This window comes from Streptomyces sp. NPDC051051, from assembly GCF_040682975.1.
Classification (GTDB): domain Bacteria; phylum Actinomycetota; class Actinomycetes; order Streptomycetales; family Streptomycetaceae; genus Streptomyces.
The window spans coordinates 143,875-169,130 of the sequence record NZ_JBFBCB010000001.1 but is presented as its reverse complement, the minus strand read 5'-3'; the positions used below and the strand labels follow the sequence as shown (position 1 = coordinate 169,130).

20 protein-coding genes and 2 pseudogenes are annotated in these 25,256 nt (G+C 72.0%); 19 read left to right on the top strand and 3 right to left on the bottom strand.

Annotated elements, in window-relative coordinates; genetic code table 11:
* Window positions 1-3: 3 nt before the first annotated feature.
* Window positions 4-600, bottom strand: coding sequence for a TetR/AcrR family transcriptional regulator (locus AB0N31_RS00805; protein ID WP_366056136.1), 597 nt, complete (start codon window positions 598-600; stop codon window positions 4-6).
* Between the two features lie 142 nt (window positions 601-742).
* On the opposite strand from AB0N31_RS00805, the gene AB0N31_RS00800 reads away from it, so the two are divergent.
* The 3 genes and pseudogenes from AB0N31_RS00800 (at window position 743) to AB0N31_RS00790 (ending at window position 3,508) form a co-directional block, all read left to right on the top strand.
* Entirely contained in the window at window positions 743-1,618 is an 876-nt protein-coding gene (locus tag AB0N31_RS00800) for an NAD(P)-dependent oxidoreductase (RefSeq protein ID WP_366056135.1), read from the top strand.
* A gap of 420 nt (window positions 1,619-2,038) precedes the next feature.
* Window positions 2,039-2,371 (top strand): annotated as a pseudogene (locus AB0N31_RS00795) (PLP-dependent transferase); the annotation flags it as partial.
* Window positions 2,368-3,508, top strand: a pseudogene (locus AB0N31_RS00790) (homoserine O-acetyltransferase). The pseudogenes AB0N31_RS00795 and AB0N31_RS00790, both read left to right, overlap by 4 nt.
* Window positions 3,509-3,619: 111 nt before the next feature.
* Here AB0N31_RS00790 and AB0N31_RS00785 read toward each other — a convergent pair.
* Complete coding sequence (locus AB0N31_RS00785; RefSeq protein WP_366056134.1) at window positions 3,620-6,967, bottom strand: BTAD domain-containing putative transcriptional regulator; 3,348 nt, start codon at window positions 6,965-6,967, stop codon at window positions 3,620-3,622.
* A 268-nt stretch (window positions 6,968-7,235) separates the two neighbouring features.
* On the opposite strand from AB0N31_RS00785, the gene AB0N31_RS00780 reads away from it, so the two are divergent.
* From AB0N31_RS00780 to AB0N31_RS00765, 4 genes are all read left to right on the top strand, one after another.
* Window positions 7,236-7,781: an SDR family oxidoreductase gene (locus AB0N31_RS00780; RefSeq protein WP_366056133.1), complete on the top strand. Its 546-nt coding sequence runs from the start codon at window positions 7,236-7,238 to the stop codon at window positions 7,779-7,781.
* 152 nt (window positions 7,782-7,933) lie between these two features.
* Complete coding sequence (locus tag AB0N31_RS00775; RefSeq protein ID WP_366056131.1) at window positions 7,934-9,178, top strand: MFS transporter; 1,245 nt, start codon at window positions 7,934-7,936, stop codon at window positions 9,176-9,178.
* Window positions 9,179-9,478: 300 nt separating this feature from the next.
* Entirely contained in the window at window positions 9,479-10,675 is a 1,197-nt protein-coding gene (locus AB0N31_RS00770; protein ID WP_366056129.1) for a transposase, read from the top strand.
* A 37-nt stretch (window positions 10,676-10,712) separates the two neighbouring features.
* Window positions 10,713-11,402, top strand: coding sequence for a response regulator transcription factor (locus tag AB0N31_RS00765; RefSeq protein ID WP_366056128.1), 690 nt, complete (start codon window positions 10,713-10,715; stop codon window positions 11,400-11,402).
* A 65-nt stretch (window positions 11,403-11,467) separates the two neighbouring features.
* Here AB0N31_RS00765 and AB0N31_RS00760 read toward each other — a convergent pair whose 3' ends face one another.
* Window positions 11,468-12,220, bottom strand: coding sequence for an arylmalonate decarboxylase (locus tag AB0N31_RS00760; RefSeq protein WP_366056127.1), 753 nt, complete (start codon window positions 12,218-12,220; stop codon window positions 11,468-11,470).
* Between the two features lie 171 nt (window positions 12,221-12,391).
* On the opposite strand from AB0N31_RS00760, the gene AB0N31_RS00755 reads away from it, so the two are divergent.
* The 12 genes from AB0N31_RS00755 to AB0N31_RS00700 all read left to right on the top strand — a co-directional run bounded on the left by AB0N31_RS00755 (window position 12,392) and on the right by AB0N31_RS00700 (window position 25,070).
* The gene (locus tag AB0N31_RS00755) at window positions 12,392-13,543 is read left to right on the top strand and encodes an isopropylmalate synthase (protein WP_366056126.1); all 1,152 of its coding nucleotides are present in this window, start codon (window positions 12,392-12,394) and stop codon (window positions 13,541-13,543) included.
* A 69-nt stretch (window positions 13,544-13,612) separates the two neighbouring features.
* Window positions 13,613-13,798 carry a lysine biosynthesis protein LysW gene (locus AB0N31_RS00750; RefSeq protein WP_366056125.1) on the top strand — a complete coding sequence of 62 codons (186 nt, stop codon included), beginning with the start codon at window positions 13,613-13,615 and terminating at the stop codon, window positions 13,796-13,798.
* Between the two features lies 1 nt (window position 13,799).
* The gene (locus AB0N31_RS00745) at window positions 13,800-14,648 is read left to right on the top strand and encodes a RimK family alpha-L-glutamate ligase (protein WP_366056124.1); all 849 of its coding nucleotides are present in this window, start codon (window positions 13,800-13,802) and stop codon (window positions 14,646-14,648) included.
* Entirely contained in the window at window positions 14,645-15,712 is a 1,068-nt protein-coding gene (argC, locus tag AB0N31_RS00740) for an N-acetyl-gamma-glutamyl-phosphate reductase (RefSeq protein WP_366056123.1), read from the top strand. The genes AB0N31_RS00745 and argC overlap by 4 nt, the downstream gene beginning before the upstream one ends.
* Complete coding sequence (locus AB0N31_RS00735; RefSeq protein ID WP_366056122.1) at window positions 15,709-16,536, top strand: acetylglutamate kinase; 828 nt, start codon at window positions 15,709-15,711, stop codon at window positions 16,534-16,536. The genes argC and AB0N31_RS00735 overlap by 4 nt, the downstream gene beginning before the upstream one ends.
* Window positions 16,537-16,548: 12 nt before the next feature.
* Window positions 16,549-17,112: a gamma-glutamyl-gamma-aminobutyrate hydrolase family protein gene (locus tag AB0N31_RS00730; protein ID WP_366056121.1), complete on the top strand. Its 564-nt coding sequence runs from the start codon at window positions 16,549-16,551 to the stop codon at window positions 17,110-17,112.
* A gap of 53 nt (window positions 17,113-17,165) precedes the next feature.
* The gene (locus AB0N31_RS00725) at window positions 17,166-18,284 is read left to right on the top strand and encodes a Glu/Leu/Phe/Val dehydrogenase dimerization domain-containing protein (RefSeq protein WP_366056120.1); all 1,119 of its coding nucleotides are present in this window, start codon (window positions 17,166-17,168) and stop codon (window positions 18,282-18,284) included.
* Window positions 18,281-19,951, top strand: a complete 1,671-nt coding sequence (locus AB0N31_RS00720) for an AMP-binding protein (RefSeq protein ID WP_366056119.1) — start codon at window positions 18,281-18,283, stop codon at window positions 19,949-19,951. Before AB0N31_RS00725 ends, AB0N31_RS00720 begins: the two co-directional genes overlap by 4 nt.
* 86 nt (window positions 19,952-20,037) lie before the next feature.
* Window positions 20,038-21,330, top strand: coding sequence for a pyridoxal phosphate-dependent aminotransferase (locus tag AB0N31_RS00715; protein ID WP_366056118.1), 1,293 nt, complete (start codon window positions 20,038-20,040; stop codon window positions 21,328-21,330).
* Window positions 21,331-21,361: 31 nt separating this feature from the next.
* Window positions 21,362-22,312 carry a fumarylacetoacetate (FAA) hydrolase gene (locus AB0N31_RS00710; RefSeq protein ID WP_366056117.1) on the top strand — a complete coding sequence of 317 codons (951 nt, stop codon included), beginning with the start codon at window positions 21,362-21,364 and terminating at the stop codon, window positions 22,310-22,312.
* A gap of 161 nt (window positions 22,313-22,473) precedes the next feature.
* Window positions 22,474-23,859: an NtaA/DmoA family FMN-dependent monooxygenase gene (locus AB0N31_RS00705; protein WP_366056116.1), complete on the top strand. Its 1,386-nt coding sequence runs from the start codon at window positions 22,474-22,476 to the stop codon at window positions 23,857-23,859.
* Complete coding sequence (locus tag AB0N31_RS00700; RefSeq protein ID WP_366056115.1) at window positions 23,856-25,070, top strand: LLM class flavin-dependent oxidoreductase; 1,215 nt, start codon at window positions 23,856-23,858, stop codon at window positions 25,068-25,070. Before AB0N31_RS00705 ends, AB0N31_RS00700 begins: the two co-directional genes overlap by 4 nt.
* Window positions 25,071-25,256: the final 186 nt, after the last annotated feature.

The window sequence follows — 25,256 nt, the reverse complement described above, 5'->3', positions numbered from 1 at the left end:
CGTTCAGTCCTTGCGGCTCACCGCCGCGTCGAGCAGCGGGCCGAGTTCGCGGGCCGCGCTCGTCAGCGCCCGCACGTCCTGCTCGGCGCGGGCGATGAGGATCGCCCCCTCCAGGGCTCCGATCATGAGCGTGGCCAGCGGTGCGGACCGTTCCGGCGGGACCCCCATGCCGGTCAGGGCGTCGGCCACGGCGCCGTTCCAGGCGGCGAACGCGGCGGCCGCGGCCTCCCGCGTGGTCTCGACGGACTCGGCGCAGTCCACCGTGGCCGCGGCGACGGGGCAGCCGCCCGCGAACCCGGCCGACTCGTACTCGTCGGTCCACTGCCGCACCATCTCGCCGAACAGGGCGCTCGGCGTCGGCTCGGGCAGCGCGGCCAGGAACCGGGTCACCCGGTCGGCCGCGTAACGGCCGGCCCAGGCCAGCGCCTCGTTGACCAGCTGCTCCTTGCCGCCGGGGAAGTAGTGCTGGAGCGAGCCCCGGGGCGCCCGCGCGTGGGCGGCCACCTCGCGCATGCCGGTGGCGCCGACGCCGTCGCGCCGGACGAGCTGGGCCGCGCTGAAGACCATCCGCTCACGCGGCCCCCGTCCGGACGGCGCCATGGTCGACCTCCAGGATGTCGCGACTGACCGGCGCCCACTCTATGACAGCCGTCATGGAGCACCTACCATGACGGCTGTCATAGTCGCCGGCCCAGGGCGACGGCAATGGCTCCGCCTCGGCACGGGCCAGGAAAGGCAGCACATGACGTACACCGGTTTCCTCGGCCTCGGGGTCATGGGGCAGCCCATGGCACTCAACCTCGCCCGAGCCGCGACGCCCCTCCTCGTGTGGAACCGCACCCCCGGCCGCTGCGAGCCGCTGCGCGCCGCCGGGGCCGAGGTCGCGGCGAGCCCCGCCGAGGTCTTCGAGCGGGCCGGCACGGTGATCCTCATGCTGGCCGACGAGACGGCCGTCGACGCGGTCCTCGGCCGCGGCACCCCGGACTTCGCCGCCCGCGTCGCCGGACGCACCGTCGTGCACATGGGCACGACCGCGCCCGAGTACTCCGGCGGCCTGCGGGACGACGTCCTGGCCGCGGGCGGCCGTTACGTGGAGGCGCCGGTCTCCGGCTCGCGAGTCCCGGCGGAGCAGGGCGAGTTGGTCGCCATGCTGGCCGGTGACGACGACACCGTGGCGGCGGTACGGCCGCTGCTCGGCCCGCTGTGCCGCGAGACCTTCGCGTGCGGTCCGGTCCCGGGCGCCCTGCTGATGAAGTTCTCGGTGAACCTCTTCCTCATCACCCTGGTCACCGGTCTGGCCGAGGCCTTCCACTTCGCCGACCGGCACGGACTGGACCGGCGCCTGCTGCGGGACGTCCTGGACGCGGGCCCGATGGCCAGCGCGGTCTCCCGGATGAAGGCGCCCAAACTGCTGGCCCGCGACTTCACCGTCCAGGCGGCGGCCGCGGACGTCCTGAAGAACAACCGCCTGATCGCGCGGGCCGCCCGCACGGCGGGCATCGCCTCCCCCCTTCTCGACGTCTGCCACGCCCTCTACGGCGAGACCGTCGAACAGGGCCACGGCGACGAGGACATGGCGGCCGTCCTGCACGCGCTGGAGGCCCGCACCCGGGGCTGAGGGGGCACCCGGTGCCGGGCGGTCACGGGACGGCAGCCGTGACCTTCGGTACGGCAAGGCCGATACTGCTGGTGCTGTCGGACCGGATCGAAGAGGTGCCGTCCACCTTCCCGACCGGGCCTTCGCCTTCGGCGCGTTCGGCCCGCCCGGCATCGGGCCCACACGGGCTCCGGCCGGACCGGGCAGCAACGCCCGGACCGGGTGCCTGCCACCCGCCGGCGCACCCGCAGGGTGCGTCACTTCCACGGCTGCCGCTCGATCGGCGACGGCACCCCGCGGGGCGTCCACCGGGAGGACGCCCCCTCGAAATCGCAGCCCGGCTCGATCCGGCGAACTCATGCGGGCGTTCACAGCACCCGGGGAGCAGCGGCTGCCGTCCCGGGCGTGGCGGCCAGCAGCAGGCCGACCTCCATGAGGATGGGCCTGGAATCCAACCGGTGGTACGAGGCAGGGCGGCGCTACCTGCCGCGCGGCGCCGGCGCGGTCCTGGCCTTCGAACTGCGGGACGGGGTCGAGGCCGGCAAGCGGTTCGTCGACGGCGTCGAACTGTTCAGCCGTCTCGCCGACATCGGCGACGTACGCAGTCTCATCATCCATCCGGCGTCCACCACCCACAGCCAGTTGGACGAAGCCCAGTTGGCGGCGACCGGCACCTCGCCCGGCCTGGTTCGGCTGTCGGTCGGCATCGAGAGCCTCGACGATCTCAAGGCGGACCTGGAGGCCGGATTCCGCGCCGCGAAGGGCGCGTCCTGAACACCGTACCGGCGACCTCCGGGGTCCCCCTCCCGCCGGCCTCCGGGGCCTGGCGGGAGGGGGACCCTCCGGGCCGCCGCCAACGGCATGTGCGGGAGAAACCAATGCCGTTGGAGGCCGGAGGTGAACTTCCCCGTGTGCGGCTCGCGTTCGAGACCTGGGGGCAGCCGGCGCCGGACCGCTCCAATGCCGTACTGGTGCTCCACGCGCTCACCGGCGACAGCCATGCCGCCGGACCGGCCGAGCCCGGCCACCCCACCCCCGGCTGGTGGGACGGGCTCATCGGGGCCGGTCTGGCCTTGGACACGGACCGCTGGTTCGTCGTCGCCCCCAATGTGCTGGGCGGCTGCCAGGGCAGTACCGGACCGTCCTCGACGCGTCCCGACGGACGACACCGGGGTGGCTCCTCCCCCGCTCTGACACAACGTGACCGGGTCGCCGCGGAGGCCGGTCCGGCCGACGCGCTCGGCATCGACCGCTGGGCCTTGGTGGTCGGCGGCTCCATGGGCGGAATGCGCACCGTGGAGTGGGCCGTGTCATGTCCGGAGCGCACGGGCGCACTCCTCCTGCTCGCGTCCACGGCGGCGGCGAGCGCGGAGCAGATCGCCTGGGCCGGCATCCAGCTCCATGCCATCCGCGGCGACCCGTACTGGCGCGGCGGCGACTACCACGGGCCGGGGTCCGCACGCGGGGCTCGGCCCGGCCCGCCGCCTCGCCCACGTCACCTACCGCAGTGAGCCGGAGCTGCAGGTCCGCTTCGGTCGCACGCCCCAGGGTACGGAGGACCCCTGGAACGGCGGCCGGTACCAGGTCGAGTCCTATCTCGACCACCATGCCGCCAAGCTGGTGCGCCGCTTCGACGCGGGCAGCCATGTCGTGCTCGCAGAGGCCATGAACACGCACGACATCGGTCGCGGCCGTGGCGGTACGCGCGCCGCGCTGCGCCGTGTGACCGCCAGGACGCTTGTCGCCGGAGTGAGCTCGGACCTCCTGTACCCCCTCACCCAGCAGGCTGAGCTGGCCGCCGGGATCGACACAGCGGATCACCTCCGGGTGATCGAATCCCCCTACGGTCACGACGGTTTCCTCATCGAGGTCGAGCAGGTCGCCGCGTTGGTACGCGAACTCCTCGGTTAGCGGCTGTCGTCCAGGTCCGCCGATGTGATCGCCTCGGAACCCGGCTCGCGACACGGACCGGCGGATCCCGGAGGACACGTCTTCGAGCTGTCGCAGTACACCGGCCTGTGCTCAACCGGCCTCGCCCATCAGCCGGTCGAGTGTCGTCCGGGCATGGAGTACCGCCTCCTCCGCGGCCAGCCGTGTGCCACGGTCGAACGCCTCCGCGAAGGCGGGCCCGCCCAGGGCGGCCCGTGCCGCCACCGCGATGCGGTCGACGTCTGCGCGCTCGGCGGGCGGCAGTGGGGCGCCCACGCCTCGCCGGGCCGCATCCGCCGCGCCGAGCAGTACGACTGCGCACGTGGCGGCACGTTCGTCTCCGCGCAAGGCCAACGCTCCCGCGAGACCCTCCAGCGACAGCGCGAGGGCGCGCGGCTCGCCGAGGGAACAGGCGACGTCCAGACCACACAGGTGGTGAGCGGTGGCACGGGCCGCGTCGCCGCGGAGTTCCGCGACGAAGCCGAGTTCGGCCAGGAGGAGGTGGTCGCCCGCCCGGGACGAGACGTCCGCGTAGCCGTCGCCGATGTGCAGCAGGTGCGCTTCGGCGGCGTCGAGGTCGCCGGAGCGGCGCGCGCCGAGGGCGAGGCCCATCTCGGAATGGATCTCACCGTACTTGTAGCCCTGTTCGAGGGCGATGCGGCGGGCCTGCTCGTGCAGGTCGCGGGCTCGGTCCCAATCGCGGGCGAGCAACGCGAGCCGGCCGAGCCCGGAGAGCCGCGCCGAAACCTCCGCCTCCAGTCCCAGCTCCCGGGCCATCCTGAGCCCTTCGTGCTGGCGGTGTGCCGCTTCCCGGTACTCGCCCTTGATCTCGGCCAGCGCGGCCAGCGGCGAAACAGTCTGCAACTCTCCCCAGCGGTCGCCCAGTTCGCGGAAGAGACCGGCACTGCGCAGCCCGTCGCGGCCGAGCCCGGCCAGGTCGCCGCGGACCAGCGCGAGCATCGCCCGCAGGCCGAGCGCGGCGGCGGTGCCCCACTGGTCCTTCGTGGCGGCGGAGAAGGCGAGGACACGGGTGTTCAGCTCGTCGCCGTCGGTGATGGCACCCGCGCTGAACAAGCCGTACGCGCACAGCCACAGGGCGCGGGCCCGGTGCACCGTGTCGGGAACGGCCTCGACGGCACGGATGGCGGAGGCCGCGCCGGGCTCGCCGGTGAGAAGCGCGAACGCGGCGTGCAGCAGGACGAGTTCAGGGGCAATGCGACCGGGCGGATCCGCGCCCCGCGAGAGGGCGTCGAGGACGGCCCGCAGGCTGCGGCGGGCCTCGGTGAGGCGGCCCCGCAGGAGCCACCACCAGGACAGGGCGGTGGCAAGCCGTACGGCGTCGTCCGCGTCGTCCGCGGCAGCGCGGCGCAACGCCTCGTCGAACGCCGCGCGCAGATTACCGGTCTCGGCGTCCAGACGGGCGAGCCAGGACTGCTGCCCGGCAGCGCGCAGCTGAGGCTCCGCACGTTCGGCGAGGGCAAGGTGGTGACGCAGATGGCGGTCACGTACGGCGGTGAGGTCCTCCATTTCGTGCAGTCGCTCCCTCGCGTACGCGGAGACGGATTCCAGGAGCCGGTAGCGCCGCCCGGCCGGCACGTCCACGACGGCGACGAGGGACCGGTCGACCAGCCGCGTCACGAGATCGAGCACTTCGTCGCGGGTGACCCCCTCCCCCGCGCACACCGCTTCGGCGGCCTCGAGGTCACAGCCGTCGCTGAAGGCGGCAAGGCGGCGCAGGACGATGCGCTCGGGCGCGCTGAGCAGTTCCCAGCTCCAGTCGATCACCGCTCGCAGGGTCTGCTGACGGGCCGGCGCCCCACGCCGTCCCGCGGTCAGGACCCGGAACCTGTCGCTGAGCCGGGCGGCCAGCTCCCGCACGCCCAGGGCGCGTACGCGGGTCGCGGCGAGTTCGAGTGCGAGCGGAATGCCGTCGAGGCGGCGGCAGATCTCGACGACGGTGTCCCGGTCGCCCGGGTGGGACGTGTCCGGGTCGAGCGGGAAGCCGGAGGCGGAGGCACGCTCCATGAACAGCCGCACGGCGTCGGCGGTCGGGAGGGGCTCGACCAGGAACACCTCCTCGCCGGTCAGACCCAGCGGTTCCTGGCTGGTGGCGAGGACGTGCACGCCGGGCGCGGCGTGCAGGAGTGCCTCGGTCAGTTCGGCTGCGGCCTCGATGACGTGCTCGCAGTTGTCCAGGACGAGCAGGGTGCGACGGTCCCGCAGGGCAGCGGTGAGGTGGTGCACCGGGGAGGGGGCGCCGGTGCACGTGCCCGGCAGGACGGAGGGAGCGTCGTCCCTGATGCCGAGGGTGGTGGCGACGACCTGGGCGAGGTCGGCGGCGGTACCGACACGGGTGCCGGCGAGTTCGACCAGCCAGACGCCGTCGGGAAGTTCACCGGCGTCGGCCGCTGCCGCGGTGCCCGCCGCCACGGCCAGGCGGGTCTTGCCGACGCCGCCGGGGCCGGTGAGGGTGACCAGCCGTGCCGAGCCGAGAAGGTGTGAGAGGCCGGTGAGGGCCTGGTGCCGGCCGATGAGGGGAGTGAGGGGAACGGGCAGGTTCGAGCGGATGCCGGTCGGGGGCAGGTCCTCGAACGCGGCGGGCGGTCGTTGCGCGTGGCGGCGGGGAGCTCCCCCGTCCGAGCGGGGCCGGGAACCCGGGGAAGGCCGGCCACGCCGTCCGCCGCCGGGTGCGCCGGGGACGGGGGCCAGCTCGGGATCCTGCCGGAGCACCGCCTGGTGCAGTGCGCTGAGCTCGGGGCCGGGATCGACCCCGAGCTCCCCGACGAGGCGGGATCTCAGGTCCTCGTACGACGCGAGGGCCTCGCTCTGACGTCCCGCCACGTAGAGGGCCCGGATCTGCAGGGCACGCAGGCGCTCCCGCAGCGGGTGCTGAGCCACGAGGTCGGCGAGCTCTCCCGCGAGGAGCACATGGCCGCCCGCCTCCAGACGGGCTTCCGCCTGTTCCTCCAGCACGGACAGTCGCTGTTCCGCGAGGCGCTGCGCGGTTCCCCGCACGAACTCCTCGTCCGCGAAATCCGCGTATGCGGGCCCCCGCCACAGTTCGAGGGCCTGGGTGAGCAGCGCGGCTCGCGCACCGGGGTCCTGGACGAGGCGGGCCTCGGCGGCAAGGGCGCCGAACCGTCCGGCGTCCACCTCGTCGCCGTCACCGTCGAGCCGCAGCCGGTAGCCCGGCGGCTGCCGCACCACCCGATCCCGGCCGAGGACCCGGCGCAGCTGGGAGACCCTGGCCTGCAGGGCGCCCGTCGGCCTGCCCGGCGGGCGGTCGCCCCACAGGTCGTGGATGAGGCGGTCCGCCGCGACCGGGCCCCCGCCGTGCGCGAGCAGGTTCGCGAGCAGCGCGCGGACCTTGACTTCGGGGACTTTGACCGTCTCTCCCCCGTCGTCCCACACCACCAGTGGCCCAAGCACCCCAAACCGCATGCGAGCCACTGTATATGTACCTGCATATGTACGGTGGCCGCCGTCTCCGGTTGCCCGGCCCGCCGCTCCACCGACGGAGCGGGCCCCCGGCGGCGGGGAAGTCCACCCGCTTCCCTCTTCGGACGGATCTTCACCCACTCGTCCGGTGCGACCGGCCGGCCCGCAGCCGTTCCGAAGGATTTCCGAAGCGCCCCCGCGCACAGTCGTTCCCGACGGGTGGCACCGCGCGCCCGGCGAGAACAGCGCATCCGGGGAAGGAGCGGCGCACATGGCCAAGTACGCGGACAGGAGGGCCGTGGTGGTGGTCGGTGCGGCGAGCGGCATCGGTCTGGCCATCGCCAAGCGCCTCGTGGAGGGAGGCGCGGAGGTCCTGCTGACCGCCCCTACCCCGCAGGAGTGCGTCCGTATGGGCGACGAGCTGGGCTCCGCCGCCCGTGTCGTCGCACCGGCCGCACTCGAGGGCTGCCTCGCCCCGGGAGACGGCGTCGATCTCCTTTTCGCCGACGCCATGTCCACGGTGCAGGCCCTGGTGCCGAGCCTGAGGGACGGCGGCGCGGTCGTCCTCACCGCCCTTGCCCCGTCGCCCGCCTCCGTGCACGCGCTCGCCAGGGAGCTCGTCTCCCGGGGCATCCGCGTCAACGCGGTGGCCCCGGGCTGTATCGAGGCGCCGGGCGGCGGCGCCGTCCCCCTGCCGCCGTTGGGCCGTCTCGGCGCCGCCGAGGAGGTGGCCCGCGCCGCGCTCTTCCTGGCAACGGACGCGACCTTCACGACGGGCGCCCGGCTGCCGGTCGACGGCGGACTCGGTCCCCCATGACCCGACAAGCACGGTGCCCGGCCACCACCCGCGATCCGACGCAACGCGTCACCGAGAACACATGACCGGTCCCCGGCTCGGCACCGCCCCCGGACACCGCACCCCGGGCGACCGGAAGACGACACGTCCCCAGAGAATCCGGAGCACACCACATGAGCACCGCACCCGACACCGAGGCCGGTTCAGTCTCGGGCACCGGCACCGCGTCAGGTCCGGAGGGCGGAGTCGAGGGGCAGCAGAAGCTCCCGCTCCTCGCCCTCCTCGCCCTGGCCACCGCCGTCTTCGTCACCAGCCTCACCGAGACCCTCCCCGCCGGCCTCCTCCCCGCGATCAGCAACGACCTGCACGTGAGCGAGTCCGCGACCGGGCAGACGGTCACCGTCTACGCGATCGGCACCGCACTGACCGCGATCCCGCTGACGGCGGCCACCGCGGGCTGGCGGCGCAAGCGGCTGCTGCTGACCGCCATGGGCGGCTTCGCCCTCGCCAACACCGTCACCGCGGTGTCGTCCCACTACGGGCTGACGATGGCGGCACGCTTCGTCGCGGGTGTGGCGGCCGGTCTGGCCTGGGCACTGCTCGCCGGGTACGCGCGGCGCATGGCACCCGGCCACCTCCAGGGCAGGGCGATCGCCATCGCCATGGCGGGCATTCCCCTCGCACTCTCGCTCGGTGTGCCCGCCGGAACCTTCCTCGGCAAGGTGACCGACTGGCGTGTGGCCTTCCTCGCGATGACGGCGCTCACCGTGGTGCTTCTGCTGTGGATCGTGGCGGCCGTGCCGGACTACCCGGGTCAGGAGCGCGGCGAGCAGCCGAAGATGCTGCACGCCCTGCGCGTTCCGGGCGTGACCCCGGTCCTGTTCGTCACACTGGTCTTCGTCCTGGCCCACACCATCCTGTACGCCTACATCGCCAGCTTCCTCGACGACCTGGGCATGAGCGACAACACCGACCTCGTGCTCCTCGTCTTCGGCGCCACGTCACTGGCGAGCATCTGGATCGTCGGCGCCCAGATCCACCACCGGCTGCGCGTCCTCACTGTCACCAGCACCTTGCTGGTCGCCGTGGCCGCGGCGCTCCTGGCGGTCCTCGCCGACCACACCGCCCTCGTCTACCTCGCCGCCGTCCTGTGGGGCCTGGGATGGGGTGGCGTACCCACCTTGCTGCAGACCGCCGCGGGCGACGCGGGCGGCGATCACGCCGACGCGGCACAGGCGATGCTCGTCACGCTGTGGAACGTCGCCATGGCAGCCGGCGGGATCATCGGCGGCATCCTGCTCGACCTGATCGGCAGCGACTCCTTCCCCTGGACCGTTCTGCTGCTCCTGTTGCCGGTCCTCGCGGTCGTCCTCTCCGCACGCAGCCACGGCTTCCCCGCCGGGCGGAGCGCCGTGTAGGGCGGCGGCCGACGCCTTCGGAATCCTCGAGCGCGGGGATTCCGAAGGCCTTGCCCGATGATTCGCCCGCTTCACCAAGCAATTTGTTCATATGTTTTTGACAATTCATCGCTCTCCCGCTCACAACGGTGTCCACGCCAGGCCCTGAGCACGTTTCCGCTGCTCAGACCGCGAAGTTACAAAGTGAACGACCGACCGCTGAAATTTTCACTTCGAACGGTATTTTGATACCTCGTACAGATGCGTTACGCACCGGCCCCGGTGCGTGAGTGTCGCGGATACGAGGGGGCGTAGCTTCACATGCCATCAAGCGGGAGACGAACGACGGTGGGCGATGGTGCGCGCACGCAGATGTTCGTGGAGGACGTTTTCGGATCGCTCCAGCGGGTGGAGCAACGCCGTTGGGCCCGAGCGTATCTGTGGGCCCTGACCCACATCTCGGGCAAGAAGACGCCGAGGCGTCTGGCGCGGGCCGGGTCGTTACCCTCGGCTGCGGTGAACGGCCTGCATCAGTTCATCAACGGCAGTCCGTGGGACTGGCAGCCCGTGCGGCGCAGGCTCGCCCTGTGGGTTTCCGCCAACGCGGCGCCGTACGCCTGGACAGTGGCCGAACTCATCATCCCCAAGAACGGCGAACACTCCGTGGGCGTGCACCACCGAGTGGACGCCGCGACCGGCCGTACCGTCAGCTGCCAGCGCGCGATCGTGCTCTTTCTGGCCACCGACACCGACTGCTTTCCCGTGGACTGGAGTCTCGTGCTCAGCGGTCCCTGGGACTGGGACGTGGAACGCAGACGCCGCGCGCGTGTACCGGAGGCGGAGCCGGCCCGCCCCGCCGGTGCCCACGTCCTCGGCTACGCCGCCGACGTGCTCGCACAGCCCCTGCTGCCACGCGTTCCCTGGGTCCTCGACCTGACGCGGTGCGAGGACGCGAGCGGCGTGCTCGCGGGACTCGCCCGGCAGGGCGTCGACATGGTGTGCGAGGTAGACCCGGATCAGGTCGTCCTCATCGGACGGCACACTCCCACGGTGAGCACCGTGGGCGCGCTGATGGAGATGCGTCACGCCCGGAAACCACACCTGATGACGCGCCAGGCCCCGGGCGGCCGGGCCAGGACGGTGCCGGTCTACAGCTGCACCGGCACCGTGCGCCTGCCGCTGCTCGGCAACGGTGGGGAGGGGAACTCCCGCGAATACCGCGTCCTGAAGCGGCCCGACCCGGACGGCCGGCGGTCCCCCCGGTACTGGATCACCAGTCTCACGGACCGCGACGTGGAGGAGGTTCTCGCCCTCGTCCGCGGCCTTGTCGCCACCGTGGCGGCCGTCACCACCATGCGGGAACGATTCGGCGTGCTCGACTTCGAAGGCCGTTCCTTCCCCGGCTGGCACCATCACATGACCATGGCCTCGGCCGCATACGTCTACCAGCGCCTGCACGCCGCTCCCCCGGCGCCGACCGTGTCGCCGCCCCCCGAGCTCATCGGGACCGCGAGCTGACGAGAGGTGAGGAGAGCCACGAGAAAGGGCGGAACGTATGACGACCGTACTGGTGGTGGAGCAGAACGCCTCCGTCGCCGAGGCGATGGTGCACAGTCTCGGACGCCAGGGGTACAGGGCTCGCAGCGTCGACACGGGGGCTCGGGCACTGCGGGTGTACCGCGAAGCGGACCTGGTGCTGCTCTCCCTGGAACTGCCCGACATGGACGGACTGGAGGTGTGCCGGTCCCTGCGCAGCGGCGGCGACAAGCCCCTGATCGCCGTCACCGATCTCGACGACGAACTGGACCGGGTCCTCGCCCTGAAGGCCGGCGCGGACGACTGCGTGGTGAAGACCTGGGGATTCCGGGAGATCGGCGCCCGCATCGAGGCGGTACTGCGACGCGCCCGCCCCCTACCGGGTACGACGGGAACCATTTCCCTGCATCCTCTCCACATGGATCCACGCACCCAGGAGGTGCGCCTGCACGACCGGTTCGTCCCCGTCACTTCGAAGGAGTTCGAACTGCTCTACGCCCTGGCCGCCGCTCCCGAAACCGTCCTGTCGAGAAAAGCCCTGATGGCGAAGGTATGGGGCAGCGACTGGGTGTGCGCCAGCCGCACCATCGACACGCATGTGAGCAGCCTGCGGGCGAAGCTCGGCTCCAGCGGATGGATCATCACGGTACGGGGGGTCGGCTACCGGATGGGGCACGCCCGGCGCGCGCTCGAGGCGTCCGAGAGCTGAACCGCCGTACGACACGGCCGGGCCGGTGGCCCCGGGGTGGCGAACGCTCCGGGGCCATGACGGTGTCAGGCAGCCGCGCGCTCCAGGCGCCGCAGCAGCGGGTGTCCGGCGGGAGTGCCGTCGCCCGCGACTCGCCGCGCCCACCAGGCCGACGCCAGGTTGGAGGTCAGCAGTGTGCGGTCGGCGTCCTCCCGGACGAGCTCGGCGAGGGCGGCGAGCGTGGCCATGCCCGTACCGGTGAACAACAGCGCGGTGTCGTCGGGGAGTTTCCGCGCCCGTATGCGCTCGAGGATCACCTCTGTCGTGACCTCGTACGGGTCGTAGCGGTCGTCCCCGGACGGATCCTGTGCCGCCGGAACCCGCACGACACCGTCGACCGCGAGGCCGGCCTGCTCCCAGAAGGCGCGGGAGGTGTCGGTGAGCCACGACTCGTACGGGGAGACGAGCGTCAGACGGGTCACGCCCAGCGCACCGCACGCCGTGAGGATCGCCTGCGTCGACGACTGCACGGGGAAACCCACACGCGCGGACAGTTCGGCGCAGAAGGTCCGGTCGCCGTCCGGGTCCAGCAGATAGTGCGAGGCACTGCACGCCACCACGGCGGCGTGCAGACGCATGCGGCCGAAGGCGCCTACGGTTTCCGGGAGCACGTCGTTGTACGTCTCCAGCATTTTCCTGAGCCCGACTCCGGGCGTCACTGGGAAACGAGACGTGTACACATTCATACGAGGACTCAGCAGGTGATGGAACTCCGGTTCCGCCGTGGGGTTTTCCGGAGGTACGACAACCCCGATCCGAGGCAGCGAAGAAAGGTTCATCGCAATACCGTACGACGGTAGCCGTATCGGTGGCCCCCCCTTTCCCTCTTCACATTCCTTGACTTTTTTCCACAGAGCCTGACTCAAGAGATCTTGCCCTTTTCCACGGTCCGGCCGAAGGTATTGATCAGCGCATCGACTGCAGCATCCCTTTGATGAGGAGTGAAGGAAATGGCCGCAGCAGAAAGCGATGAGAAGACGCCGGGACCGCCCCGCATATCGGATGCGACCTTGCGGGACTCCGCCCACATGGCAGGCGTCGAGTTCGGCCCCGGGGACGCCGCGGTCATCTCCGACCTGCTGGTGAAGACCGGCGTGGAGCTGGTCGAGGTGGGCATGGTGGCCGGTCCGGGCTCCAAGGACGCCGACCTCGTCCTCGCCACCCATGAGGCCGTCGGCCCGGAGCGCAGCATGACGCTCGTCGTCGTACGAGACCGTCGGCAGGTCGCCACGGCCCTCGACGAGGCCGAACGCCTGGGCGTGCGCCACATCATGTACTCCATCCCCACCTCCGAGCAGCACGCGAAACTGAAGCTCGGCTCACCCAGTGCCAGGTTCCTGCACGCACTCGCCCGTTCGGCGATCTCGCAGGCCAAGGACCGGGGCTTCCACGTCACCTTCAGCGGCGAGGACGGCGCCCGCACCCCCAAGGAGCGGCTCGTCCCCTACGTCACCGCGGGATTCGAGGCCGGCGCCGACCGGTTCCGGCTGGCGGAGACCGTCGCCCGTCTGTCGCCCTGGCAGATGGAGGAGGTGATCGCCGGCCTCACGGAGATCGACGGCTCGGAGATCGAGATCCATTCGCACAACATGCTGGGCATGGCCGTCGCCAACTCCCTCGCCGCCGTCCGCGCGGGCGCGCGGTGGATCTCCGCGACCGTCGGCGGCATCGGCGAGCGCGGCGGCAACGCTCCGCTGGCCGAACTGCTCACCTCGTTGCGCGTCATCCACGGCGACACCCGCTTCGACCTGACCCATCTCACCGAGCTGTCGCGGGTCGCTCTCAAGGGCGCCGGCCTCGGCGAGGCGTTCCAGCCGGGGCCGACCACGCCGCACGCCTTCGCCTACGAGCTGCCCGGTCAGCTCAGCCACCCGGAGGCGTACGAGACGCTGCCCGCCGAATCAGTCGGGAACACGAGGGAGTTGCAGGTCCGCACCCGTCTCACTCCCGCCCTGGTCACGTGGGCGCTCGCCGACTCGGAGATCTCCGTCGACGTCGAGGCCTTCACCCCGTGGCTCATCGAGCGGCAGGAACACGGCGGCCGCCCGCTGCTCGACCGGGACGCGATCCGCAAGGCAGCCATCGACTTCCAGGCCGCCTGAACCGCATCCCCACCCGACCCACTCCCTTGCCGCCATCCCCTCACCCGCCACCACCAACGGAGTTGCCCCATGTCCACCGCCACCCTCACCGGTGTCTGCCCCGAGTGCGAGACCGACCTGACCGTACCGCCGCTGGTCCAGGGCGAGACCCTCTCCTGCCCCGAGTGCATGCTCACGCTCCGCGTCGAAGCCGTCGACGACGGACGGCTGACGCTGCAGATGGTCGAGGTCCAGCTCCGCGACTGGGGCCAGTGACATGGCTGGCAAAGTGGCCATCGTCGCGGACCGGGTCGGCTGGGAGGAACGCCAACTCATACGCCGCGCTGCCGACTTCGGCCTGCGGATCGACTGGGTCGACGACGGCTCCCTGGGCCTGGGTGACGCCGGGGCACCGTCGATCGACGGCTACGACGGCCTGCTGATCCGCAGCCGCAGCTACACTCGCGGCGGTCTGCTCGCCACGCTGGCCGAGTCGACCGGCGTGCCCGTCCTCAACTCCGCCGCGGCCGTCCACGCCTGCGAGAACAAGCTGGTGCTGCGCGCCGTGCTGCGCGCCGCCGGCGTGCCGGTGCCGGAATTCCGGCTCGTCCTGTCCCGCAAGGATTTCGAGAAGGCGCTCGACGACCTAGGTCTGCCGGTGGTGCTCAAGCCCGTCTACGGCGGCATGGGCAGACGCGTCACCCTGATCCGTGACCGGGACCTGGCGCACTCCGTCTACGACTACGTCGAGGACCTCGGTCACGCCTTCGAGCAGGCATGCCTGGTGGAGCCGTACGTGAGCGGCGGCTCGGTCCGCGCTCTGGTCGTCGGCCGGCAGATCGTCGCCGCAGCCGAGTTCGAGAGCGCCGGTGCCGACTGGCGCAGTAACGCGGCGCTCGGCAACCGGAGCCGGGCACTGGCCCACGACCCCGAGGTGCAGAAGGTCGTGGACGACGTCGTGGACCGGCTCGGCGCCGGCATCTACGGAGTCGATCTGTTCAGGACACCTTCGGGCCTCCTCGTCAACGAGGTCAACCATGCCCCCGCCTGGCGGGGTGTGGCGTCGACGACGGGAGTGGACATCCCGTCGGCCGTCGCCCGGCACGTGCAGGAGACACTCGCATGATCCGTGCAGGAATCATCGGCGCCTCCGGATTCACCGGCGGTGAACTCATCAGGCTGGTGAGCCGGCATCCCGAACTCGAACTGACCTTTCTGGGCGGCAACTCCAGCGCCGGCAAGCGCCCGGCCCAGCTGCACCCCGGGCTCCGCACCGACCTGGGCCTGGCCATCGAACCCGTCACGGCCGACGCCGTCGCCGAGCGGTGCGACGTGGTGTTCCTCGCCACGCCCGCCCCGGTCTCGGCCGAGCTGGCCGTGCTCCTCGCCGACCGCGTCCCGTGTGTGATCGACCTGAGCGGTGCCTTCCGCATCCGCACCCCGGAGTTGCACGAGCGCTGGTACCCCAAGGCCGAACGGCGCGCCGAACTGGCCGACCGCTTCGTCTACGGGGTGCCGGAACTCGTCGGGGACCAGCTGGTCGGGGCCCCGCTCATCTCGGTGCCCGGTTGCTACGCCACCGCGATCACGCTGGGGCTCGCCCCGCTGACCCTCGGCCTGGGCCTCGACCTGAGGACCGTGGTGGTGGACGGCAAGAGCGGCTCCAGCGGCGGCGGCCTGCACCTGCGTACCGCCGACCTGCATCCGCTGCGCCACGGTGCCATCGCGCCGTACGCGCCGACGGGGCACCGGCACGCCGCGGAGGTCGGCGACTTCCTGAAGCGCGGCAGGCGCGGCACCATCGGCTCGCTGACCATGTCCGCGTACGGGGTGTCGCATGTGCGTGGGCTGCTCGCCAGCGCCTACGTGTTCACCGACGACGCCGTGGACGGGCGCGAGCTGCAGCGGGCGTATCTGCGCTTCTACAAGGGGCACCACTTCGTGCGGGTGCGGCGGCACACCGAAACGCTGATCCCGGTGCCGGACCCGCAGGCCGTGCTGGGCTCCAACTTCTGTGACGTGACGGTCCTGCGTGACGACGAAAGGGACGCGGGCGGCCGCATCGTCGTCCTCGCCGCCCTCGACAACCTCGTCAAGGGCGCCGCGGGCCAGGCCGTGCAGGCCATGAACAAGCGGTTCGCACTGCCCGAGGAGACGGGCCTGACGATGCAGCCGGTGATGCCCGCATGAGCGATGCCCGCGTGCACGATGCCCCGGCGAACCGGAACGACCGGACCCCGACCGTGGTGAAGCTCGGCGGCAGCTGCCTGGACGATCTCGGCGGCGCGTGGTGGGACGATCTGGCCCGGCACGGGCGGGAACGGCCGCTGGTCCTCGTGCACGGCTGGTCCAAGCCGCTGAAAAGGCTCCACCCCCGCTACAGCGAGCCGTCGGCGATCCTGCGCGACCGGTACGGCAACCAGAGCCGCTGGACCACACCCGAGGTCATCGCCGACGTCAAGACCGTCAGCGCCTCGCTGGGCGAAGAGGTCCTCGGGCGGCTGGAGCGACGCGGCGTCCTTGCCGAGCGGCTGCTCGGCAGCGACGGTCTGGTCCGCGCCGGCGAGGGCGAACGCTGGTGGTGGCAGAACAAGCAACTCGTCGAACTGGACAACCTCGTCGGCCCGATCACCGGTGTGGACCCGGCCCCGCTGAAGAACCTCCGGCCGGGCCACGCCTACCTCGTCACGCCGCTGGCCCGCAACACGGCGGGCCAGGAGGTGAACACCGATGCCGACCGGGCCGCCGCCGCCCTGGCCGGGGCCACCGACGCGGCCGACCTGGTCCTGGTCACCGACGTGGCGCACCTGCTGATCGGCGGGGAGCCGGTGCGCCGGATCACCGCCGAAGCCGCGGCGGCGTTCCGTGACAAGGGCGCCACCGGCGGCATGCGCAAGAAGCTGCGGGCCGCGGGCGAGGCCCTGGAGCGGGGCGTGCAGCGGGTGGTCATCGGCAACGCACCCGTCACGGAGCTGCTCGCCGCCCGTACCGGCACTGTCATCACGCGAGACTGAGGAGTACAGGACATGGCGCATTCACGTGTTCTGGTCGTCGACAACGGAACGCTCTCCCTCAAGCAACTGCGCAGCCGATTAGAGGAACTGGGCTCCGACACCGAGGCGGTCGACGCGGCCTCCGTACCTGCTCGGCTCGACAGGCGCCACCGGGCGATCGTGCTGAGCGGCACCAAGGTACGGGCTTATGACCGCGAGCACTACAAGCCGCTCGTCGACCTCGTCATGGGCGCCGACGTCCCGGTCCTCGGAATCTGCGGCGGCATGCAGATCCTCGCGGTCGCGGCGGGCGGCCTCCTGACGGAAGGGCCGCAGCGGGTCGGCGGCCACGAGGTCCAGGTCGACAAGGAAGATCGGCTCTTCACGTACGTGAAGCCGACGGTGACGGTTTTCCACCGCCACACCCTCTACCTCCGAGGGGCCCCGGAGGGCTTCCGCTCCATCGGCCGTTCCGCACACGCGCCCGTGGAGTTCCTGCGGTCCGACGACGGCCGGATCTACGGCGCTCAGGCGCATCTGGAGTTCCGCAGCGACGGCCTGGAGATCCTGCGCGGCTTCGCCCGGCTCTACCGGTGACGCCACGCCGCGCGCAGTCCCCCCGACCTCATCTACGTACTCGAGGACTTGGCATGAGTGATCTGGAAAACCCGCAGGAGCCCGCCTTCACGGTCCACCTGAACGGCAGCGGCGGCACGGTCAAGGGCTGGGTCGTCGTCGACACGCTGTACGACGGCCTGGCCATGGGCGGCGTCCGGATGACCCCCACGGTCACCGAGGAGGAGGTGGCCGGCCTCGCCCGCGACATGACCCAGAAGTTCACCCTCGCCGGACTGCCCATCGGTGGGGCCAAGGGCGGCATCGTCTCCGACGGCGACAACCGCGAGGAGACGTTCCGCACCTTCGGCCGCACCGTCAAACCGCTCCTGCACGGCGGCATCCATCTCGGCATCGACATGGGTGTCACCCCAGCCGACCGCGCCGTGTTCTTCGCCGAGGCCGGCTACGACCCGCGCCACCGCCTCGGCGCCCCCGACATGCCGATCGACTGGCGCACGTACTACGAGCCGCTGATCGACTGCACCGGTCACGGCGTCGGGGTCGCGGCGGTCACCGCCCTGGAAGCGAGCGGCCGCACCGGCCCGGCCCGGGTCGTCGTCCAGGGCTTCGGCGCCGTGGGCCGGGCGGTCGCGCGGTTCCTGGAGGACCGCGGTCACGTGATCGTGGGCGTCGCCGACGTGCACGGCACCCTCAGCGCGGACCGGCTGCCGGTGGCCGACCTGGTCGCCGTCACCGACGAGTTCGGGCGGATCGACCGCTCCCGGCTGCCGCAGGACGTCACCGTCTCCACCGAGCCGGACGCCTGGCTCGACATCGACGCCGACCTGCTGATCCTGGCGGCGCAGAAATACGCGCTGAACACGGACAACGCACACCGGCTGCGGGCCGGCCTGGTGGTCGAGGGCGGCAACCTCAGCTCCGACGCCGAGGCGAAGGAGAAAGCGCGGGCGTCGGGCACCGTCCTGGTCCCGGGCGTGATCGCCAACATCGGCGGGGCCGCCTCGGCCGCCCTGGCGGTCACCCGGGTCGTGCCCTTCGACCTGGCGGCGGACGCGCGCAAGGCATGGGTCTTCGCATGGGTCGGCGACCGCGTGCGCCACAACACGCGGGACCTGCTGGAGATCGCCGCCGCGCGGGCCGGCGACCCGCTGCCGGAGCTGCTCGCGGCCCGCCGCGAGGACCGCCGATGACCGGGGCCGCACACCCCGGCCCGGCAGCGGCTTCTCCCGGGGACCGCGCGGCGGAGTACCGGCGACGCGGCTGGTGGCGCGACGAGACCTTCCTCGACGACCTGCGCCGGCAGGCGCGGGAACGCCCGCACCGGCTCGCCGTCGCGGGCCGACGCGTCACCGAGTCCCGCACGGACACACTGGACTACGCGGAACTGGCCCGCCTCACCGACAGGTTCGCCCATGCGCTGCTGGACCTCGGTGTGCGCAGGGGCGACTTCGTCGCCGTGCAGCTTCCCAACCGGTGGGAGATGGTGCCGCTGATGTTCGCCTGCATGCGCGTCGGCGCCGTCATCTGCCCGATCTCCCCCGTCTGCCCCGAGGACGAGCTCCGCCACCGTCTCGCCCTCACCGAGGCCCGGGTGTGCGTCACGCTCCCCGCCTGGTCGGGCACCCCCTTGGCGGACATCGCCGTCAAGCTCAGGGACGAACTCCCCACGCTCGACGACGTGGTGGTGGTGGACGGTCCGGTGCCCGGTGGTGCGCTCTCCTTCCACGACCGCTTCGTGGCCGGCGCCGGGGAAGAGGGCCACAGCGCGGACCTGGACGGCCTGGCGCTGACGGCCGACGAGCCGTTCGTGGTCCTTTTCACGTCCGGCACCACCGGCGCGTCCAAGGGCGTGCTGCACAGTCAGAACACCGTCCACTCGGCCGTGCGCGGCTACGTCGACGCCTTCGGGGCCGGTGACGACTGGGTGGCAGCCGTGTCCACGCCGCTCGTCCACTACTCCGGCTTCGCGCAGGGCGTCCTCGCGGGTGTGATGCTCGGCGGCACCGTCGCCTTCCAGGACGTGCGCAGGAACGAGGCACTGCTCGACCTGGTGGAGCGCTACGGCGCCACGCTGCTGTACGGGCCCCCCGCCACCCTCGCCGACGTGGCCGCCTCGCAGCGGGCCGAGAAGCGCGACTCGAGCACCCTGCGTCACGTCGTGATCGGCTCCGCACCGGTCCTGAGGGAGCTGGCCGACGAGGTCCACGAAACGCTCGGCGCGCGGGTCCACTCCCTGTGGGGCATGTCCGAGAACGGGCCGGTGACCATGACCCGGCCGGAGGATCCCGAGGGCTGGGCAGCACACAGCAACGGTCGGGCCATCGACGCCATGGAGACGTTCATCGACCCCGCGGGGGTCGGGGGCGAGAACGACTCCGTGGGCCGCCTCAAGGTGCGCGGCGCATCACTCGCGCTCGGCTACCACCAGCGTCAGGACGTGTTCGCGGCGGAGTTCGGGGCCGACGGCTGGTTCGACACCGGTGACCTCGCGCGGGACGACGGCCACGGCGGTGTCCGCATCGTGGGCCGGGCCCGGGACGCGATCGAACGCGACGGCCTGGTCGCGCCCATGACGGAGCTGGAGGCGGTCATCGGCAGCCACCCGAAGGCCGCCGAGGCCGCGCTGGTCGGCCTGCCGGCAGCCGACGGCCGGGCCGGGGCGGTGATCTGCGCCGTCGTGGTCCCGAACGGCTCGGTGGGCCCGTCGCTCGACGAAGTCCGCTCGCACGTAAGGGAGTCGGGACACGATTCCCGCTTCCTGCCGGACCGCGTGGAGCTGCTCCCCGCACTCCCGAAGACGCTCACCGGCAAGGTGCGCAAGGCGGAGCTGCGGCAGCGGTACGCCGCGACGAGCTGACCGGCTCCCGGTCGGTCCACCCGACCGGGAGAAGCCTCGCCCCCCTTTCGTCACCGACTCTTCCGTCACCGACCGTTGGAGCCCCCATGCCCGAACCCACATCGGTCTCCATGTCGGCCACCCTGGCCGCCGACGAGGCTCTGGAGCGCAGGCGCCGCGCCGGTGAGCGGGTCCTGTCGATGGCGAGCGGGGAGATCGGCCTGCCGGCCCACCCCGCGCTGAAGGAGCGGCTGTCGGCCGCGGCGGGCGACAACGCGTACGGCCCCGTGCCCGGAAGTCCCGCGCTGTGCGCCGCGGCCGCCGGGTACTGGGGGCGGCGTGGACTCGGCATCGACCCCGGCCTCGTCGTGGCGGGCCCGGGCAGCAAGCCACTGCTGTTCGCGCTGCTCCTGGCGATCGGCGGCGACGTGGTCGTACCCGTACCGAGCTGGGTCAGCTACCCGGCGCAGGCCCGGCTCCTGGGGGCGCGCCCGCTGCCCGTACCGACCCTGCCGGGGCAGGGGGGAGTACCCGACCCGGAACGGCTGCGCGAGGCCGTCGACCTCTCGCGCGCCGCCGGACGGAACCCGCGATGCGTGGTGGTGACGGTGCCGGACAACCCGACCGGCACCGTCGCGGCACCCGCGACGGTGCGGCGCCTGGCGGACGCGGCCCGGGAACTGGACCTGGTCATCGTGTCCGACGAGATCTACGGCGATCTGGTGTACGACCCCTCCTCGCCCGCCGTGTCCCCTGCCGTGCACGCACCCGAGCGCACCGTCGTCACGACCGGTCTCACCAAGAACCTGGCGCTCGGCGGCTGGCGCACCGGTGTGGCGCGGCTGCCCGACAGCGACATCGGGCGCGCCCTGCACACACGCCTCGTCTCCGTCGCCAGTCAGATCTGGTCGAGTCCGCCGGCGCCGGTCCAGGCAGCGGCCGCGTACGCGTTCGGGGAACCGCCGGAGATCACCGAGCGCATCGCGTCGAGCCGAAGACTGCACCAGGCCGTGGCGCGCGCGGTCGCCCACCGCTTCACCGCCGTGGGGGCCGCCCTCTCCCCCGTCCGTGCGACCTGTTACCTCTACCCGGACTTCGAACCCCTGCGTGCCCGTCTGGCCGAGGCCCACGGCGTGAGCGACGGCGACGGCCTGGCCCGTCTCCTCCTTGAACGCCATGGAGTCGGGGTGCTGCCGGCGAGTGCCTTCGGGGAGTCCGGGCGCGCCCTGCGGATCCGCGCGGCCACCAGCCGCCTCTACGGCGAGAGCGACGAGCAGCGCACGGCCGCACTGCGAGCGGCAGATCCGCTCCGACTGCCGTGGATACACGCGGCGGTCGAGCGGGTCGGTGAGGTCCTGACCGACCTCACCGGCACTCCCGTCCCGGTTTCCCGCCCCTGACCGTCACCACCGTCCACAAGGAGTCCTCCCCGTGTCCCCGTCCTCGTCTCTTCCCCCCGTCCTGTTCGAGGCCTCGTACAAGGGCGAACGCCACGTCGGCTTCGGCCTGCCCGTGCCCGGCACACCGCAGACCCTGCACCGAGTGGCCGACGGACAGCTCGCGGCCGCCTTCATCGACACCGACGGCTCGCCGGCCGCTGTCCGGACGGCCGTCACCGAGCGTGCCGGGACGACCGTCACCGTCGCCGCCGACGACCCGGAGGTACGTCCGCTGCCGCCGCTGCTGCCGACGGCCACGGGCAACGCCCTGCTGAGCGGTTTCATGGGTACGCACAAGAAGAAGTGGGGCGGCGAAACCGCGCCGGAGGGTGTGGAGTTCACGCCGCCCAAGTGGTTCTTCAAGGGTTTCGGCGACTGGGTGCGGCTGCCGGGCGAGCCGTTGGACGTACCCGCACGGCCGATCGCCCTCATCGAGGAGCCGGAGGTCGCCCTCGTCTACGTCAACGACGCCGACGGCACCCCGCACTACGTGGGCTACACCTTCGGCAACGACCTGTGCGACATCGGGCTGCACCGCAAGGACCCCGGCTACAACCCCTACTGCAAGTTGTGCGACACCGCCCTCACGCCCTGGCTGTTTCTCGGCCCGCCGCCGCGCTCGGTGAACGGGCGGGTCAGCATCGTGCGGGGCGGTGCGACGGCCTGGGAGGGGAGCTTCGACTGCGGCGGCGACGCCCTGTACTTCCGGGTGCAGGACATGGTGGAGCACCTGTTCTCGTTCCCCGCGGTGCGGCGGCCCGGTCTGGTCAACTACGTGCTTCTGGGCGCCGACGAGGCCAGCTTCCACGACGGGTTCAGGATCGCCGACGGCGACCGCGTCGCCATCGACGTGAAGAGCCACGGGGTGACCTTCGAGAACACGGTGCGGCACGTCTCCCCCGCACCTCTCACCACCTCCGAGAGCGGCGTCCCAGCGGTATGAACACCTCGTGAAAACCCGCCCCTGAGCCTGTGCACTCCCCCACCGGCGTGTGCAGGCTCTGGGGGGGAGCCGCAGGGCACCACCCCGCCACCCCCTTCATCTCATTCGGCCGGATCTCCGCAGGAGCCGGCCCGGACCTCCGCAGAAGGAGAGACCGCACCGTGCCCGCCGCAGGAAAGAAGCAGGTGCACCTCGCCGCGCAACTGCCCGCCATCCACAACGTGACCGTCTGGTCGGACCCCAGGTCCAAGAGCCAGATCGCCATCGACTCCTTCATACGGCTCGCACAAGCCGCCGAACGCGGCAAGTTCGACTTCTTCTTCCTCGCCGAGGGACTGCGGCTGCGCGAACACAAGGGCCAGGTCTACGACCTGGACGTGGTGGGGCGCCCGGAGAACCTGACCGTACTCAGCGCGCTTGCCGCCGTCACCACGCGCCTCGGCCTCGCCGCCACCGTCAACACCACCTTCAACGAGCCGTACGAGGTGGCTCGTCGGCTTGCCACCCTCGACCACCTCAGCGACGGGCGCACCGCGTGGAACGTGGTCACCAGCTTCGACGCGTTCACCGGCGAGAACTTCCGCCGGGGCGGCTTCCTCCCCGAGACCGATCGCTACGCCCGCGCCGCCGAGTTCCTCCGCATCGCCCGTGCCCTGTGGGACAGCTGGGCCGACGGCGACGTCCGCGCCGACGCGGAAGCGGGCGAGTTCGTCCGGCCCGCCGCCGGGCGGTTCACCGAGCGAGGCCGGCACTTCGACGTCTCCGGGCGGTTCACCACACCCCGCGGCCCGCAGGGACACCCCGTGATCATCCAGTCGGGCGAATCCGGCGAGGGACGCGAGTTCGCCGCGTCCGACGCCGACGTCATCTTCAGCAAGTACAACCGGCTCGACCAGGCCCGTGCGTTCTACCGCGACGTGAAGGGGCGCCTGGCCCGGTACGGCCGTGCCCCGGACGACCTGAAGATCGTCCCCACCGCCACGGCCGTCGTCGCCGACACCGACGAGGAGGCCGCCGCGTACGCCGACGAGATCACCCGCGCCCAGGTGGGCCCGCAGACCGCGATCGCCCATCTGGAGGCCGTCTGGGGCCGGGACCTGTCCGCGTACGACCCGGACGGACCACTGCCGGCGATCGACCCCGAGCCCGACTCCCTCGTCCTGAAGGGGCATTCGGTGTTCCGCAAGGGCCGCGGCGAGACGGCGCGGCAGTGGCGCAAGCTCGCTGCGGAACGAGGCTTGAGCATCCGCGAACTGGTCATCGAGGTCAGTGGCGGCCAGACCTTCGTCGGCAGCCCGAGCACCGTCGCCGACGCCATCGATCACTTCGTCCAGAGCGACGGCGCCGACGGCTTCGTCCTCGTGCCCCATCTGACCCCCGGCGGCCTCGACGACGTGGTGGACCGGGTGGTGCCGCTGCTCCAGGAGAAGGGCGTGTTCCGTACGGAGTACACGGGCACCACGCTCCGGGACCACCTGGGGCTGAGCAGACCACCGCACGCGACGTACCCCGGCCGTGGCCAGAAGGACGAGAAGGAGGCATCGTGACCGACGACGCCCCGCTGCACCTCGCCGTCGCTCTCGACGGCGCCGGGTGGCACCCGGCGGCCTGGCGGGCCGCCGGCGCCCGGCCCGGCGAACTGTTCACAGCCGGATACTGGGCGGACCTGGTCGCCGAGGCCGAGCGCGGCCTGCTCGACTTCGTCACCTTCGAGGACGCCCTCGGCCTGCAGTCCGCCGCCTTCCACCGACCGGACGACCGGACCGACCAGGTCAGGGGCAGCCTGGACGCGGTCCTGCTCGCGGCCCGCCTCGCCCCGCTCACCACGCACATCGGTCTGGTCCCGACCACCAACGTCACACACACCGAGCCGTTCCACCTGGCCATCGGCATCGCCACCCTCGACCACGCCAGCGAGGGCCGCGCGGGCTGGCGCCCGCAGATCTCCGCGCGCGCCGCCGACGCCGCCCACTTCGGCCGCCGCACGACACCACAGCTCACCGACGGCGACGTACGCGACCCGGAGCTGATCGCGAGGCGGCTGCGCCCACTGTTCGACGAGGCCGTCGACGTGGTGGAGGTGGCGCGACGGCTGTGGGACAGCTGGGAGGACGACGCCGAGATACGGGATGCGGCCACCGGCCGCTTCATCGAGCGCGACAAACTCCACCACATCGACTTCGAGGGCGGGTACTTCAGCGTGCGGGGCCCCTCGATCACGCCGCGCCCGCCGCAGGGCCAGCCGCTGGTGACGGTCCTCGCCCACGCCTCCACGCCGTACGACCTCGCGGCGCGCAGCTCCGACGTCGTCTACATCACGCCGCACGACCGCGCAGGCGCCACGGCGATTCTCACGCAGGTGGACGCGGCGGTGGAGGAGGCCGACCGGAACGTGCGGGAGTGGCCGCTGAGGAAGTTCGCCGACCTCCTCGTCTTCCTCGACGCGGAGCCGGGCGCCGCCGCCCACCGCAAAGCGCGCCTGGACGGCCTGGACGGCGCCGCTCTCTCCTCCGACGCCGAGATCTTCACGGGCACGCCCGGCGACCTGGCCGACCTGATGCTCGACTGGCGCACCGCAGGGCTCGACGGCTTCCGGCTGCGGCCCGGCACGCTGCCGCACGACCTCTTTGCGATCACCCGTGGTCTGGTCCCGGAGCTACGGCGGCGCGGTGCGTTCCGTACCGCCTATCACAGCACGACCCTGCGGGGTCACCTGCGTCTGCGGCGCCCGGGCAACCGCTATGCGCGAACACGTTGACACCGGACGGGTGATCGACGGCCACCGGCCTGCGGGCCGGGGCAGCGGCCGGCGGCTGTTCCCGCCGGGGAACCGGTCTCTGCCGCTCTGCCACTCGCCCTCCTGTCACACCACGACAGGAGGGTGAGTGGTTCCGGCAGGGCCTCGGCCGCTGTCCGGCGCTCCGCCGAGATCCTCCGTCCGCCG

Coding starts and splice junctions, on each gene's coding strand:
- AB0N31_RS00805 (WP_366056136.1), bottom strand. CDS start 600: ATGGCGCCGTCCGGACGGGGGCCGCGTGAGCGGATGGTCTTCAGCGCG.
- AB0N31_RS00800 (WP_366056135.1), top strand. CDS start 743: ATGACGTACACCGGTTTCCTCGGCCTCGGGGTCATGGGGCAGCCCATG.
- AB0N31_RS00785 (WP_366056134.1), bottom strand. CDS start 6,967: ATGCGGTTTGGGGTGCTTGGGCCACTGGTGGTGTGGGACGACGGGGGA.
- AB0N31_RS00780 (WP_366056133.1), top strand. CDS start 7,236: ATGGCCAAGTACGCGGACAGGAGGGCCGTGGTGGTGGTCGGTGCGGCG.
- AB0N31_RS00775 (WP_366056131.1), top strand. CDS start 7,934: ATGAGCACCGCACCCGACACCGAGGCCGGTTCAGTCTCGGGCACCGGC.
- AB0N31_RS00770 (WP_366056129.1), top strand. CDS start 9,479: ATGCCATCAAGCGGGAGACGAACGACGGTGGGCGATGGTGCGCGCACG.
- AB0N31_RS00765 (WP_366056128.1), top strand. CDS start 10,713: ATGACGACCGTACTGGTGGTGGAGCAGAACGCCTCCGTCGCCGAGGCG.
- AB0N31_RS00760 (WP_366056127.1), bottom strand. CDS start 12,220: ATGAACCTTTCTTCGCTGCCTCGGATCGGGGTTGTCGTACCTCCGGAA.
- AB0N31_RS00755 (WP_366056126.1), top strand. CDS start 12,392: ATGGCCGCAGCAGAAAGCGATGAGAAGACGCCGGGACCGCCCCGCATA.
- AB0N31_RS00750 (WP_366056125.1), top strand. CDS start 13,613: ATGTCCACCGCCACCCTCACCGGTGTCTGCCCCGAGTGCGAGACCGAC.
- AB0N31_RS00745 (WP_366056124.1), top strand. CDS start 13,800: ATGGCTGGCAAAGTGGCCATCGTCGCGGACCGGGTCGGCTGGGAGGAA.
- argC (WP_366056123.1), top strand. CDS start 14,645: ATGATCCGTGCAGGAATCATCGGCGCCTCCGGATTCACCGGCGGTGAA.
- AB0N31_RS00735 (WP_366056122.1), top strand. CDS start 15,709: ATGAGCGATGCCCGCGTGCACGATGCCCCGGCGAACCGGAACGACCGG.
- AB0N31_RS00730 (WP_366056121.1), top strand. CDS start 16,549: ATGGCGCATTCACGTGTTCTGGTCGTCGACAACGGAACGCTCTCCCTC.
- AB0N31_RS00725 (WP_366056120.1), top strand. CDS start 17,166: ATGAGTGATCTGGAAAACCCGCAGGAGCCCGCCTTCACGGTCCACCTG.
- AB0N31_RS00720 (WP_366056119.1), top strand. CDS start 18,281: ATGACCGGGGCCGCACACCCCGGCCCGGCAGCGGCTTCTCCCGGGGAC.
- AB0N31_RS00715 (WP_366056118.1), top strand. CDS start 20,038: ATGCCCGAACCCACATCGGTCTCCATGTCGGCCACCCTGGCCGCCGAC.